Here is a 12,595-nt window from a genome sequence, read left to right as displayed (position 1 = left end):
ACGACCTCGACGTGGGGGCGGTCAGACCCCGAAGGCGGCTTCGATGGGGCCGCGGGCGAAGTACAGGACGAAGCCGGCCGCGACGATCCAGAGCAGCCAGTGGACCTGCTTCGCCTTGCCCGAGAACGTGTTGAGCACGACCCAGCTGATGAAGCCGGCGCCGATGCCGTTCGCGATCGAGTACGTGAGCGGCATGACCGTGGCGGTGAGGAACACGGGCAGCAGGACGTTGAAGTCCGACAGATCGATGTTCTTGATCTGCGTGAGCATGAGCGCGCCGACGAGAACGAGCGCGGCCGCGGCGACGAAGCCGGGCACGAGGCCCGTCACGGGCGTGATGAACATCGCGAGCAAGAACAGGACGCCGGTGACGACGTTGGCGAGACCGGTGCGGGCTCCCTCGCCGATGCCCGAGCCGGACTCGACGAAGACCGTCGCGGAGGACGACGAGGTGCCACCGCCGACGACGGCGCCGACACCCTCGACGATGAGCGCCGACTTGATGCGCGGGAAGTTGCCGCGCTCGTCGGCGAGTCCCGCCTCGCGCGCGAGGCCGGTCATCGTGCCCATGGCGTCGAAGAAGTTCGTGAAGACGAGGGTGAACACGAACATGACGAGCGCGAGCACACCGACCCGCCCGAGGTCGAACCCGAAGTCGACGGCGCCCACGAGGCTGAGGTTCGGGGCCGCGAAGATGCCGTTCGAGAGCCCGAAGTCGGCGATCGGCGTGAAGATGTTCACGATCGCGGCGAGGATCGTCCCCGCGACGAGCGCGATGAGGATCGCGCCCTTCACCCGCAGGGCCATGAGGATGCCGCCGATGAGCAGCGTCGCGATGAACAGGAGCGTGGCGGGCGAGGTGATCGAGCCGCCGACGCCGAGCTCCAGCGGGGTGCCCTCGGCGGGGTTCACGAACCCGGCGTTGACGAACCCGATGAAGGCGATGAACAGGCCGATGCCGACCGTGATGGCGAGCTTCAGCTGCACGGGCACGGCGTCGAAGATCAGCTTGCGCAGGCCGGTCGCGGCGAGCAGCACGATGATGAGACCGTTGATGACGACGAGCGCCATCGCCTCGCCCCACGAGACCTGTCCGACGACCGAGAACGCGACGAAGGCGTTGATGCCGAGACCCGCCGCGAACGCGAACGGCAGGCGTGTGACGAGGCCGAACAGGATCGTCATGACGCCGGCGGTGAGGGCGGTCGCCGTGGCGACGGCCGCCGGCGCGAGGGTGATGCCCTCGACGTCGGGCGTCGACAGGATGGCCGGGTTCAGGATGACGATGTAGGCCATCGTCACGAAGGTGACGACGCCGCCGCGGATCTCGGTGCCGACGGTGGAGCCGCGGCGGCTGATCTCGAAGTAACGGTCGAGGAACGACGCGGATGCCGGGGCTGCGGTCCCACGGGACGAGCGGGATGTGGTGCTGTTCACCCTCCGAGGGTAGTGCGTCCTGGCGGGCCTCGCGGGGCGGGCGTATCCTCACCGCATGCACCGCATCTTCGGCACGCCGTTCGCCGCGGTCTACCCGCTCTACCTCGCGAAGGTGGAGCGCAAGGGGCGTACCAAGGCCGAGCTCGATGCGGTCGTGGAGTGGCTTACCGGCTTCGACGCCGCCGCCCTCGCCCGGCAGATCGAGAGTGAGGCCACGTTCGAGCAGTTCTTCGCCGCCGCCGAGCTGAATCCCGCCGTGACGCGGATCACCGGGGTCGTCTGCGGGGTGCGCGTCGAGGAGATCGAGGACCCGTTGATGCGCCGCATCCGCTACCTCGACAAGCTCGTCGACGAACTCGCCCGGGGCAAGGCGCTCGACAAGGTCCTGCGCGTCTGATGCGTCGGTCCGTGCCGGAGCGGGAGCCCGGCGGGAGGCCTGCGCGCGGGTAGGGTCGGTCTGTTGTGAATCGCCTGCTCGTCTCCCTCCTCGCCGCCGTCGACGCCCTCCTGGCCGTCGCGGTCGGTGTCGGTGTCGTGCTCGCGCCCGTGACCCTCGTCTGGATCTTCGGGATCGGCGGCGACGCGGACTGGGCGGCGTTGTGGCCCGCGGCCGCGACGATCTGGCAGCTCGGCCACTTCGCGCCGGTCGCCGTCTCCCTGCCCGCCGAGCTCGTCGTCTCGAGCGGTCTGCCGTCGGGCGGTGCGCAGTTCACCCTGTCGCTCGCCCCCACCGCCCTCGCGGCGTTCACCGCGATCTCGGCGTGGCGCTCCGGCGCACGCGCGGCGCGGGCGGGCGCGTGGGTGACGGGCGTGGCCGGCGGCACCGTCGCGGTCGCCGTCGTGTCCACCCTCATCGCCGTGTCCGGTCGCGCCTCGATCGCTGCGGTCGACCTGCTGCCCGCCGTCGCCGGCCCGACGCTCGTGTTCGCCGTTCCCGCCCTCGTCAGCGCCGTCATCCGCGCCTGGAACGACGGCGACGACGGCATCATCGATGCGCTCTCCGAGCGGCTCCCCGACGACGTGCAGGAAGCAGTGGATGCCGGTGCCCGCGGCGTCGCGATCTGCGTCGCCGGGATCGTGGCGGTCGGCGCCGTCGTCCTCGCCATCCTGTTCTTCGCCCGCGGCGGCGAGGTCATCGCATTGACGCAGGCCGCGCAGGCCGATCTCCTCGGCGTCGTCGTGCTCGCCCTCGGCAGCATCCTCTACCTGCCCACCCTGGTGATGTGGTTCGCCGGCTTCGCGGTCGGCCCCGGCTTCGCCGTCGGCACCGGGACGGCCGTCTCCCCGGCGGGGACGAGCCTGGGTGTCGTCCCCGGCATCCCTGTCTTCGGCGTCATCCCCGACTCGACGTCGGGGTGGCTGCTGCTGCTCGGACTCGTGGTGGTCGGCTTCGGCGCGCTGGCCGGCGCCGCGACGCGCAGCGCCCTGCTGGTGGGACCTGGGGCGGATGCCGAGCCGCTCCGCCCGCGCCTGGTCGCCCTCGCCGTCCTCGTCGTCGGCACCGGGGCCGTGGTCGCCGTCCTCGCGTGGGCGGCGCAGGGGTCGATCGGCCCGGGCCGCCTCATCCACGTCGGACCCGAGCCCTGGCTCGTCGCCCTCGTGGCGGCGGCCGAGGTGGCCGTCGGTGCCGCCGTCGTCCTCCTCTCACCGCGCGGTGAGGACACCGAGCAGCCCCTTGTGCGCGAGACGCCGGCGACGACCCCGACCGCCGAGTCTCGTCCGGCACCGGCCGCCGCGGTCTCGCCCGATGAGTTCCCCACCACCCCGCTAGACTGAGCCGGTGCTCACGGTCGCCGTCCTCATCTCGGGCACGGGATCCAATCTGCGTGCCCTTCTCGACGCCGCGAGCGAGCCCGACTTCCCCGCGCGCATCATCGTGGTGGGGGCCGACCGGCAGGCCGACGGCTTCGCTCATGCGGAGGCGTACGGCATCCCGACCTTCATGGTCCCGTTCCAGGAGTTCGACAGTCGTGAGGCCTGGGGCGAGGAGCTCCTGGCGCACCTGGATGTCTGGGAGCCCGACCTCGTCGTGCTGAGCGGGCTCATGCGCCTGCTGCCCGCCGCCGTCGTGGCGGCGTGGGCGCCGCGCCTGATCAACACGCACCCGGCCTATCTGCCAGAGTTCCCCGGCGCTCACGGTGTGCGGGACGCGCTCGCCGCCGGTGTCACCGAGACCGGTGCGAGCGTCATCGTCGTCGACGACGGCGTCGACACCGGGCCGATCCTGGCGCAGGAGCGCGTGCCGGTGCTCCCCGACGACACCGAGCACACCCTTCACGAGCGCATCAAGCCGGTCGAGCGCCGGCTGCTCATCGACGTCGTGCGTCGCATCGCGACGGGCGAGCTCGACCTCACTTCCTGAACCGCACCCGAACGCCCCCGACCCGAGGAGTTCCCGCATGGCCGGACCGCAGATCGATCCCTCCCTCTACCGCGACCGCGACGTCGTGCCGGTGCGCCGGGCGCTCGTGTCGGTGAGCGACAAGACCGGGCTCCTCGAGCTCGCGCAGGCCCTCGCCGCCGCCGACGTCGAGATCGTCTCGACCGGCGGATCCGCCGCGCTGCTGCGCGAGAACGGCATCTCCGTGAAGGACGTGTCCGAGATCACCGGCTTCCCCGAGTCGCTCGGCGGACGCGTGAAGACGCTGCACCCGAGCGTGCACGCAGGCCTCCTCGCCGACCTGCGGCTGGAGGACCACGAGACCCAGCTGGGCGAACTCGGCATCCTTCCCTTCGAGCTCGTCGTCGTGAACCTGTACCCGTTCGTCGAGACCGTCGCCTCCGGAGCGGAGGGCGACGCGGTCGTCGAGCAGATCGACATCGGCGGACCGGCCATGGTGCGCGCCTCGGCCAAGAACTTCGCCAACGTCGCGATCGCGGTCTCGCCGGAGTCCTACCCGGCGATCATCGACGCGCTCGGGCAGGGCGGGACGACCCTCGCGCAGCGGCGAGAACTCGCCGCCCGCGCCTTCGCGCACACCGCCGCCTACGACCGCGCCGTCGCGACCTGGTTCGCGGAGGAGACCCTCGAGGGCGAGGGCGACCTGCCGCAGCACCTCACGATCAAGGCGGAGCGTCTCGCGACGCTGCGTTACGGCGAGAACTCGCACCAGCGCGCGGCGATCTACACCCGTGTCGGCGGGCACGGCATCGCGCAGGCGACGCAGCTGCAGGGCAAGGAGATGTCGTACAACAACTACGTCGACGCCGATGCCGCGCTCCGCGCCGCGTTCGACCTGATCAAGCCGGCCGTCGCGATCATCAAGCACGCGAACCCGTGCGGCATCGCCATCGGCGCCCCGCAGGCGCTCGACCCGATCGCGTCGGCGCACCTGCGCGCGCACGAGTGCGACCCGGTCTCGGCCTTCGGCGGCGTCATCGCCGCCAACCGCACCGTGACGCTCAAGATGGCCGAGAACCTGCGCGACATCTTCACCGAGGTCATCGTCGCCCCCGACTTCGAGCCCGAGGCCCTCGAGGTGTTCAAGTTGAAGAAGAACCTGCGCGTCCTGCAGCTGCCCGCCGACTGGCGTCAGGAGCCCATGGATGTGCGTCTGGTCTCGGGCGGCCTCCTCCTGCAGGATGCCGACCGGTTCCCGAACGAAATCGAGTCGCTCGTCGACTCGTGGCAGCTCGTGTCGGGCGAACGCCCCGCCGACGACCAGCTCGAGAACCTATCGTTCGCGTGGAAGAGCTGCCGCGCCGTGAAGTCGAACGCGATCGTCCTGGCGAAGAACTCTGCGACGGTCGGCATCGGCATGGGGCAGGTCAACCGCGTCGACTCCTGCCGTCTCGCGGTGGAGCGCGCGGGCGACCGCGCAGCCGGATCGGTCGCCGCGTCCGACGCGTTCTTCCCGTTCGCCGATGGTCCCCAGGTGCTCCTGGACGCCGGGATCACAACGATCATCCAGCCCGGCGGGTCCGTGCGCGACCAGGAGGTCATCGACGCCGCCCAGGCCGCCGGGGTCACGATGTACTTCACCGGGGAGCGTCACTTCTTCCACTGAACAGGTGGCGGCGGATACTAGCGGGTCGGAGCCGGGGGAGTTCTCCCCATCGAAATCGGTCCCGTCGTTCGCCTAATGTCGTCGCGGGAGGTTCCGCCATGGGAATGATGCTGCCGAACGAGCTCATCTGGGTGATGGAGAAGCTCGGCTTCGACTGGCCTGACGTCGATGAGGACGAACTCCGCCGCGGCGGCCAGATCATCGAGGTGTTCCGCACGGAGCTCGAGGGCAAGCTGCAGGCGATGGACCGCAAGGTCAACACCGAGCTCGCCGTGGCGCTGCGCGGCCAGGCGGGCCCGGCGTACGTCGGGGCCTGGAACGCGAACCGCGCCCAGAACCTGCAGAAGCTGCTCGACATCCTCGGGCCCGTGCCGACCGGGGTGGACATCGCCGCCGGTGCCGTCACCGCGCTCAAGATCAAGGTCATCGCCGACGTCACCTCGACGATGATCGCGCTCGTCGCGATGCTGACGAACCCGATCACCGCAGCCGGGGCCGGCCCGATGCTCATCATCAAGAAGAAGCTGCTCAACGCTGCCGTCGACATGGCTGTCGAGCAGGTGCTGAACCAGGTCCTCCCCATGGTCATCGAACCGCTCGCGAACGAGCTGCCCGGTGTCATCATGGCCGCCCTCGACTCGCCCATCGTCGAGGCTGTCGCGGGCGACCCCGACGAGTTCTACGCCGACCTGCAGGCTCTCGAGCAGGCGCAGGGCGAGATGGAACAGCACGCCGCCGACGTCGAAACCCTCACGGAGAGGCTCATGTCCGACCTCGCCGGCCTGAACATCGGGGGCGATTGACCGTGCGGGACGCCGTGGTCACCGACGACGATCTGAGCGCCGCCATCGTCGCTCTGCTGGGCTGGGGGACGTCATCGCACCCTCGCTCTCGCGCGCAGGAGACCCCGGGCGGGGTCTCGCCCCTCGAAGATCGCGCCCAGGCGGCAGTGACCGAGTGTCTCGTCATCGCTCCCTATTGGACCCGCGACGACCTCCCCACGGCGGGTCGCCGAGCGCGGGCGCAGATGGTGGCGCGGCATCCGGAACTCTCGTCGGGCGCCCTGGATGCGCTGGCCTGGGCCTACACGTACAACTGGCGATGAAAGGGAGTGAGGTGAGTCATGAGGATCGGTAGCGAGGTCGTTCGACCCATGATGAATTCGCTCGAGGGGATGCCTGTCCACGTCCGTCAACTCGCGCAGATGTTCCGCAAGCACGGGCAGAAGCAGAATCAGAGCACGAACCGGGTGACGGACCTCGACGCGACAGACGTGCCCCAGCCCCTCCGCGACGGCTGGAAGAAGGACTCCTGGCACACGCCGGACCGCATCGTCGGATCGGGGAAGCCGAATCGGCCCTACCCGGCGGAATACCTCGACGCCGACTACATCCAGCAGCACCTGCAGCGGTTCGAAGGTGGCGCGACTCGGTTCTACCGCAGCGAGAGCCTGGACCGTTACGGGCCCGGCAATCAGGGCACGACGTTCGTGTTTCCGACCTCCGAGATCGACAACATCATCCAGCAGGCCGACGGTGACCCGAAGAAGCTCGGCGTCATGCTCGGCTTGGGGGAGTACTTCTTCGTCGATGCCAACGGCAACGCCGTCGACATCACGCGGGCCGACTTCAGCTACGAGGAGATCGTCAACGGGAACCTCCGGATGCCGCGGGGTAACGAAGCCGGCGCGAACGAGGCGTGGATCCCCGGCGGCTATCTGCCCGAAGGGATCCCCGAGGCCGTGCTGAACACTCATCCCGATGCCGGTCGCGGTGACCCGTCGGCCGGCGGGACGTGGGGCTCGTACACGCCCTTCCGACTGTGACCCTCGGCGACGCGGGCGCGGTCCGATACCCGGAGCGATTCGAGATCCACCGGCTCGAGGCCCTCGGCGAGAACCCGTATCTGACCGACGACGATGCCCGCCGCCGGTACGAGGACGGCAAGGGACTGAGCGTGGTCGCGGCGTCGACCCCGCCGACGTGGTTCCTCGATGTGTCTGTACGCCGCCACCGGTTCTCGGTCACGTTCTACGCACCGACGAAGACGCCGATCCGCCGGGTCGGGTGGGAGGAGACCGACGGGCGCCTGCTGCGTCGGAGTGCGGTCGATCTGTTCTATCCCGAGGGCGATCCGGGGCGGCGCGTACCGTACTCCCAGCTGCTGCGAGTCGAGCACCGCTGGTACGCGGACGGCGTCGTCCACATCGAGCGCTCCTCTCCGATCGATGAGGACCTCGTCACCGAGATCAGCGCGCCGCAGGAACTGCGGTGGCTCGACGTCCCGGCCTTCGGCGACTGGGGGCCGGTCATCGCGGCATCCGCTCCGCCCGAGTTCGCCCGGTTCAACCTGGATGCGATCGACGCGGCCGAGGCGTACGCGCGTGCGGAGATCGCCGCCGGTGGTTCCGCCTCCGAGCAAGGCGGCTGGATTCTGCCGGCATCCGATACCACCGTCCTCGACGCGGTCACAGCGCTCACCCGTTTCGAGCCGGTGCCCTCGGCGGTGCCGGTGATCGAGCGAGAGGCGGCGAGGATCGTGCCGGTGATACTGCAGGGCACCGCGCCGCGCGCATCCGGGCGGGATGCCGCGGAGGAGCGTCGACGCGTCGACGATCGTGCAGCGGGGCTCGCCGGCGCCTTCGAGTACGCCGCCGGGCGACCGATCGATCTGCCGCTCGACGGACGCGGCGACGGACCGGTGGCCGCCTACGCGGCGGCGCTGCGTGCGGCGGACGTCCGCGACGCACGATGGTGGGTCCTGAACGAGACCGGCGTCGTCCTCGTCCGCTCCGGAGATCCGGAGGCGGGCGATCTGGCGCTCGCGGTGCACCTCGTGCCGGCGCGCTGGGTGTCGGGGCGCAGTGCGACGACGTCCGGACGTGCGCCCGCCGACCTGCAATGGTCGAGGGCGGACATTGAGCCATGGACGGCCTGAAAGCAAGACCTGGGTGGCCGGCGATCGTCGTGGCTACCTTGAACGGGGAGGGGCATCATGGGCATCGGTGAGGTCATCAGACCGTTGAAGAACTCGCTGGACGGCGTTCCCGTCCACGTGCGTCAACTCGCGGACATGTTCCGTAAGCACAGTCAGCGCCAGGACCTGAACCGTTCGCAGGTCACTGCGCTCGACAACGTGAGCGGTGCGTGGCGCACCGACACGCACTGGACGCCGGACGCCGTCGTGAGCTGGAAGGGCGGCGCGCCCGACCCCGGCGACTACCTCGACGGCGACTACATCTCCCAGCACCTGGCGCGTTTCGACGACGGCGCCAGCAGGATCTACTTCTCCGACACGCTGCACACGTACGGCCCCGGGCAACGGGACGGCTCGACCTTCGTCTTCCCGACGTCCGAGCTCGACGAGATCATCCGCAATGCCGACGGCGACGTGAACATCATCGCCGATCAACTCGGCATGGAGCGCAGCTGGTTCTTCGACGACAACGGCAATCCGCTGCCCCTCGAAGTGCGCCATTTCGACCCCTCTGAGTTGACGAACCTCCGGATGCCGTCCGGCAACGAGGCGGGCGCGAACGAGCACTGGATCCCCGGCGGGTATCTGCCCACCGGCATCCCTGAAGCGGTCATCGACATCCCCCCCTCGGCGACGGGCGTGGGGCGCGACCTCGACGGCGACTACAACCCGGGCTTGTGGCCGGGCAGGGCGCAGAGGTTGGACCTGAACTCATGACTCAGCCCGACGCGACCGTGTCGGGAGAGCCCTGGCTCACGGGTCACGTGATCGATGCGGCCGACGTCCGCTCGGAGGACGGCGAGGGCGCCCTCGTCAGAGGCGGCCGCATCGTGGACGAGATCGAAGCGCGGCTCGTCGATGCCCGCGGCGACGAGCCTGACGGCGAGCTGATCCCGGGGACGCCGCTCCTCCGCCGCGGCGACGTGTCGATCGTGCCGCTCTCGTGGGAGCCCGCGGCGAGCGACGAGATCCGCGCGGCCGTGCGCGAGCGCGCCAGCGAACTGTGGCGGAGCATCAGCAGCGCCTGCGAGTACCGTCACGGCGCCGCCCTGGCCGTGGAGCAGGGCGACGCGCCCTCCAACGCGTATGTGCGGGCGTTGGAGCGCCACGGGGTCCGCCGCGCCGACTGGTGGGGCTCCGGCGACAGGGCGATCGTCCTCGTCGTGCACGGCGAACCGCTCCCGGCGCCCGCGTCGGCCAGTGCCGTCCACATCGTGCCCCTCGGATGGCTGTCGACGACTCGGCCGACGCGCAGGATCCCGCCCGTCGACCTGACGTGGTCGCCGGCGACGGACGGTCGTGGGGGCGACCGATGACAGCCGCGACCCGGCAATCGACGATCCTCCCCGAGGAGGCGCGGCGCGCGCTGGTGAGCGCGTACGCGGCGCCGGCAGGAGCGGTCAACGCGACGGATGACGGCCTGATCGAGGGAAGTGTCCCCGTTCTCGTCCGTGGCGAGGCGCGGATCGTGCCGCTGGCGGAGTGGCATTCCGCGGGAACACCTGCGGACGCCGAGGAACTCTGGCATTCGTTGAGCGCAGCGTGCCTGTATCGCGCGGGCAACTGGTCGCTGCTGGACCTCGACGCCGAGCGCGACGACGCGATCGGCGATTACACGGCGGCGCTGCGCGCTGTCCTTGCCACTCGGGTCCGGTATTGGATCTATCCGGACGGGGTCGGCGTGGCGCTCGTGCGAGCCGGGGACGGGTCCCCGGAGGCGACGGCATCCCTCGCCCTGCACCTCGTTCCCGACGGGTGGGTGTTCCACCGGTCGCCCGGCCCGAGCCAGGACGTCCCCGACCTTCGGTGGTCGTGGGGAGACGTCGACGCGCTCAGCGCCGATGACCGAGGACTTAGTCTGTGAGAACGCTGATGAGAGGGCTGAACCGATGAGTGCGATCGCGACGGATGTGACCGTGCGTATCTATGGTGCGAGCGAGCTGGGAGTGCTCGCGCAGACGGCTCCGGGGCCCGCGCACCCGCGGGTCGAGTACGTCGGCGGTGAGGTCTTCGTCGGGCTCGATCACCGTGATCGGGGCTCCGCCGTCACGCAGGGGGAGACGGAGGGGGCGGATGCCGGGTTCCGGGACGCCCTGCGCGCTGCGGTATCGCTCGTCGGTGAGCCCCCCTCCGCGGTGGAGGGGACGGTGGTCATCGAGGACGAGGCGCTCGCCGCTGCGGTGCTGCTCGACCCGTCGCGGGTGGCGGGGCTCGAGCTCTCCGGCGACCCGGTGGTGTTCCCGTACGCCCGTGATCGAGTGGTCATCGTGGGTGCGGAGGATCAGGCCGCCATTGCGCGGACGCTGGACGTCGCGGAGGAGCTGTTCGACGCGGACCGGCCCCTGGTGAGCGCGCACCCGATGGTGCGGACCGACGAGGGGTGGGCGCCGTTCCCGTGGCGGGAGCGAGTGCCGGAGCTGGCGATGCGGTTCGAGCGCGTGCTGCGGTTGTTCTCGGTGCGCGCGTATGACGTGCAGACCGTCGCCCTCCAGCGCCCCGACGTGCACATCGCGCCCGCGAAGATCCGGGTGCTGGAGTCGGGGGTGACCACGACGTTCGCGACGTGGCCGCAGGGCACCGCGACGCTTCTGCCGGTGGTCGACAATGTCATCATCGCCGACCCGTCGGGGACCCTCAGCGTCGCGACGCTGACCCAGTTCCTCGACGCCGCCGGTGACGCGGTCGTGCGCACCGGGCTCTCACCCGCGCGCTACTTCGTGCCCGGCGATCAGCCCGCAGCACCGACGGCATGATCTGGGAGATCGATCAGCCGGAGGACCGGCCGGACGGCGTCGACGCGATGGGTCGGCCCGACCCCGCGTACGCGGCCGCCCTGGGCCTCGTCCGTGCACCGTTCGGTCGTCGATCCCTCGCCTTCCTCCTCGACATCCTCATCTGGGCCCTCCTGCAGCTGCCGCTGTGGCTCGGGGCCGTCCCGCTGCTCCTGAAGCTCGCGACCGGGGCGATCTCGCCCTATGGACTCGTCAACCACCCCGGCTTCGTGCTGGCCGCCGTGATGGCGAGTATCACCGTGGCGCTCTCACTCGCCTTCCTCATCGTGCAGTGGGTCCTGCAGGCGCGGCGCGGGGTGACGATCGGCAAGGGGTTCACGGGGCTCCGGAGCATCAACGTCCGCACGCTCGAGAAGCCCGGCGCCGGAGCCGTCCTGCTCCGTGCGCTCATCGTCGGCCTCGCCGGCGTCATCCCGGTCATCGGCACCGCGGTCATCCTCGCTTCACCCACCTTCGACCCGCAGGAGCGGGGCCGCGGGCTGCACGACCGTGCCGCGCGGATGTGGTTGGTCGACATCCGCCGCGGCCTGAACCCGTATGACGAGAAGCGGATGCGGATCGCCCGGAAGACCGTCAAGGCGGAGCCTGTCCCCGAACGCCCGGAGCGCCCGTCGCTCGCCACCCCCACCCGTCCCGGCGCGCGCCCCGACTACCGTCCCGGCAACCGCATCAGCGCGGGAGTCCTCGGCGTGAATCGCGGATCCGACGGCCGCCCTGCGGCGACGGAGGATGCCGCGGCGTCGGCCGCTCCCGGGGTCATCGACGCCGCCCCCGGCCTCGCGACCCCCCGCGTCGGGCCCGCACCGTCGCCGGCACCGGCCCGCGAAGCCGCGCCCGCGCCCGCACCCGAGCTCTTGCCGGCACCGGCACGTGAAGCCGCGCCCGCGCCCGCACCCGAGCTCGTGCCCGCACCGGCACGTGAAGCCGCGCCCGCGCCCGCACCCGAGCTCGCGCCCGCGCCCCAGGTCGCGCCCGTGCCCACACCCGAGCCCGCGCCCGCGCCGTCGCCCCGGTGGGGCCTGCGCTTCGACACGGGGGAGACGGTCGCCGTCGCCGGGCCGCTCCTGATCGGTCGCGATCCCGACCCGGCGAGTGCACCGGGTGCCGAGCCGCACCGCCTGCTCGACGAGAGCCGTTCCCTCTCGAAGACCCACGCGATTCTGATGCCCACCGCCCACGGGCTCGAGGTCGTCGATCGCGGGTCCACCAACGGCAGTGCGGTCGTCCGTGCGGGCGTCGAGACAGCGGCCGTCGCCGGGGTGGCACTCGCCGCGGCCGTCGGCGACACCGTCCGCCTCGGAGACCGCCTCGCCGAGGTCGTCGCACTGTGATCGTCCCGCCCGCACCCGTCCGCCCGACGCGTCCCCACCCCCTCGGAGAAGA

Annotated in this window: 14 protein-coding genes; 13 read left to right on the top strand and 1 reads right to left on the bottom strand. The window is 70.9% G+C overall.

Annotated elements, in window-relative coordinates; genetic code table 11:
* Positions 1 to 21: 21 nt before the first annotated feature.
* Positions 22 to 1,437 (bottom strand): NCS2 family permease, encoded by a 1,416-nt coding sequence (locus Q9S36_RS06500; RefSeq protein WP_311284399.1) that lies wholly within the window; start codon positions 1,435 to 1,437, stop codon positions 22 to 24.
* Positions 1,438 to 1,492: 55 nt separating this feature from the next.
* Between Q9S36_RS06500 and Q9S36_RS06495 the strand changes: the two genes are divergently transcribed.
* The 13 genes from Q9S36_RS06495 (at position 1,493) to Q9S36_RS06435 (ending at position 12,543) form a co-directional block, all read left to right on the top strand.
* The gene (locus tag Q9S36_RS06495) at positions 1,493 to 1,834 is read left to right on the top strand and encodes a DUF2200 domain-containing protein (RefSeq protein ID WP_311284398.1); all 342 of its coding nucleotides are present in this window, start codon (positions 1,493 to 1,495) and stop codon (positions 1,832 to 1,834) included.
* Positions 1,835 to 1,899: 65 nt separating this feature from the next.
* Entirely contained in the window at positions 1,900 to 3,213 is a 1,314-nt protein-coding gene (locus Q9S36_RS06490) for a DUF6350 family protein (protein ID WP_311284397.1), read from the top strand.
* 4 nt (positions 3,214 to 3,217) lie between these two features.
* A complete protein-coding gene (gene purN, locus Q9S36_RS06485; protein ID WP_064001268.1) occupies positions 3,218 to 3,799 on the top strand; it encodes a phosphoribosylglycinamide formyltransferase in 582 nt (193 codons plus the stop codon).
* 37 nt (positions 3,800 to 3,836) lie between these two features.
* Positions 3,837 to 5,444 carry a bifunctional phosphoribosylaminoimidazolecarboxamide formyltransferase/IMP cyclohydrolase gene (gene purH, locus Q9S36_RS06480; protein WP_217531582.1) on the top strand — a complete coding sequence of 536 codons (1,608 nt, stop codon included), beginning with the start codon at positions 3,837 to 3,839 and terminating at the stop codon, positions 5,442 to 5,444.
* Positions 5,445 to 5,542: 98 nt separating this feature from the next.
* On the top strand, positions 5,543 to 6,247 hold the full coding sequence (locus Q9S36_RS06475) for a hypothetical protein (RefSeq protein ID WP_253034955.1): 705 nt from the start codon (positions 5,543 to 5,545) through the stop codon (positions 6,245 to 6,247).
* Between the two features lie 2 nt (positions 6,248 to 6,249).
* On the top strand, positions 6,250 to 6,549 hold the full coding sequence (locus tag Q9S36_RS06470; RefSeq protein ID WP_311284396.1) for a hypothetical protein: 300 nt from the start codon (positions 6,250 to 6,252) through the stop codon (positions 6,547 to 6,549).
* Positions 6,550 to 6,618: 69 nt separating this feature from the next.
* Positions 6,619 to 7,269, top strand: a complete 651-nt coding sequence (locus tag Q9S36_RS06465) for a hypothetical protein (RefSeq protein WP_311284395.1) — start codon at positions 6,619 to 6,621, stop codon at positions 7,267 to 7,269.
* Complete coding sequence (locus Q9S36_RS06460) at positions 7,266 to 8,381, top strand: hypothetical protein (protein WP_311284394.1); 1,116 nt, start codon at positions 7,266 to 7,268, stop codon at positions 8,379 to 8,381. The genes Q9S36_RS06465 and Q9S36_RS06460 overlap by 4 nt, the downstream gene beginning before the upstream one ends.
* Positions 8,382 to 8,516: 135 nt before the next feature.
* The gene (locus Q9S36_RS06455) at positions 8,517 to 9,137 is read left to right on the top strand and encodes a hypothetical protein (RefSeq protein WP_311284393.1); all 621 of its coding nucleotides are present in this window, start codon (positions 8,517 to 8,519) and stop codon (positions 9,135 to 9,137) included.
* On the top strand, positions 9,134 to 9,736 hold the full coding sequence (locus tag Q9S36_RS06450) for a hypothetical protein (RefSeq protein ID WP_311284392.1): 603 nt from the start codon (positions 9,134 to 9,136) through the stop codon (positions 9,734 to 9,736). Before Q9S36_RS06455 ends, Q9S36_RS06450 begins: the two co-directional genes overlap by 4 nt.
* Entirely contained in the window at positions 9,733 to 10,284 is a 552-nt protein-coding gene (locus tag Q9S36_RS06445) for a hypothetical protein (protein WP_311284391.1), read from the top strand. Before Q9S36_RS06450 ends, Q9S36_RS06445 begins: the two co-directional genes overlap by 4 nt.
* Positions 10,285 to 10,309: 25 nt before the next feature.
* Positions 10,310 to 11,173, top strand: a complete 864-nt coding sequence (locus Q9S36_RS06440; protein WP_311284390.1) for a hypothetical protein — start codon at positions 10,310 to 10,312, stop codon at positions 11,171 to 11,173.
* Positions 11,170 to 12,543 carry an RDD family protein gene (locus tag Q9S36_RS06435; RefSeq protein ID WP_311284389.1) on the top strand — a complete coding sequence of 458 codons (1,374 nt, stop codon included), beginning with the start codon at positions 11,170 to 11,172 and terminating at the stop codon, positions 12,541 to 12,543. The genes Q9S36_RS06440 and Q9S36_RS06435 overlap by 4 nt, the downstream gene beginning before the upstream one ends.
* Positions 12,544 to 12,595: the final 52 nt, after the last annotated feature.

It is taken from the genome of Microbacterium sp. ARD31, from assembly GCF_031844425.1.
This window is presented reverse-complemented; position numbering and strand designations above follow the sequence as displayed.

Excerpts from the sequence above, each read along its gene's own strand:
- Q9S36_RS06495 (WP_311284398.1), top strand. The coding sequence starts at position 1,493 with ATGCACCGCATCTTCGGCACGCCGTTCGCCGCGGTCTACCCGCTCTAC.
- purH (WP_217531582.1), top strand. The coding sequence starts at position 3,837 with ATGGCCGGACCGCAGATCGATCCCTCCCTCTACCGCGACCGCGACGTC.
- Q9S36_RS06475 (WP_253034955.1), top strand. The coding sequence starts at position 5,543 with ATGGGAATGATGCTGCCGAACGAGCTCATCTGGGTGATGGAGAAGCTC.
- Q9S36_RS06465 (WP_311284395.1), top strand. The coding sequence starts at position 6,619 with ATGCCTGTCCACGTCCGTCAACTCGCGCAGATGTTCCGCAAGCACGGG.
- Q9S36_RS06455 (WP_311284393.1), top strand. The coding sequence starts at position 8,517 with ATGTTCCGTAAGCACAGTCAGCGCCAGGACCTGAACCGTTCGCAGGTC.
- Q9S36_RS06450 (WP_311284392.1), top strand. The coding sequence starts at position 9,134 with ATGACTCAGCCCGACGCGACCGTGTCGGGAGAGCCCTGGCTCACGGGT.
- Q9S36_RS06445 (WP_311284391.1), top strand. The coding sequence starts at position 9,733 with ATGACAGCCGCGACCCGGCAATCGACGATCCTCCCCGAGGAGGCGCGG.
- Q9S36_RS06440 (WP_311284390.1), top strand. The coding sequence starts at position 10,310 with ATGAGTGCGATCGCGACGGATGTGACCGTGCGTATCTATGGTGCGAGC.
- Q9S36_RS06435 (WP_311284389.1), top strand. The coding sequence starts at position 11,170 with ATGATCTGGGAGATCGATCAGCCGGAGGACCGGCCGGACGGCGTCGAC.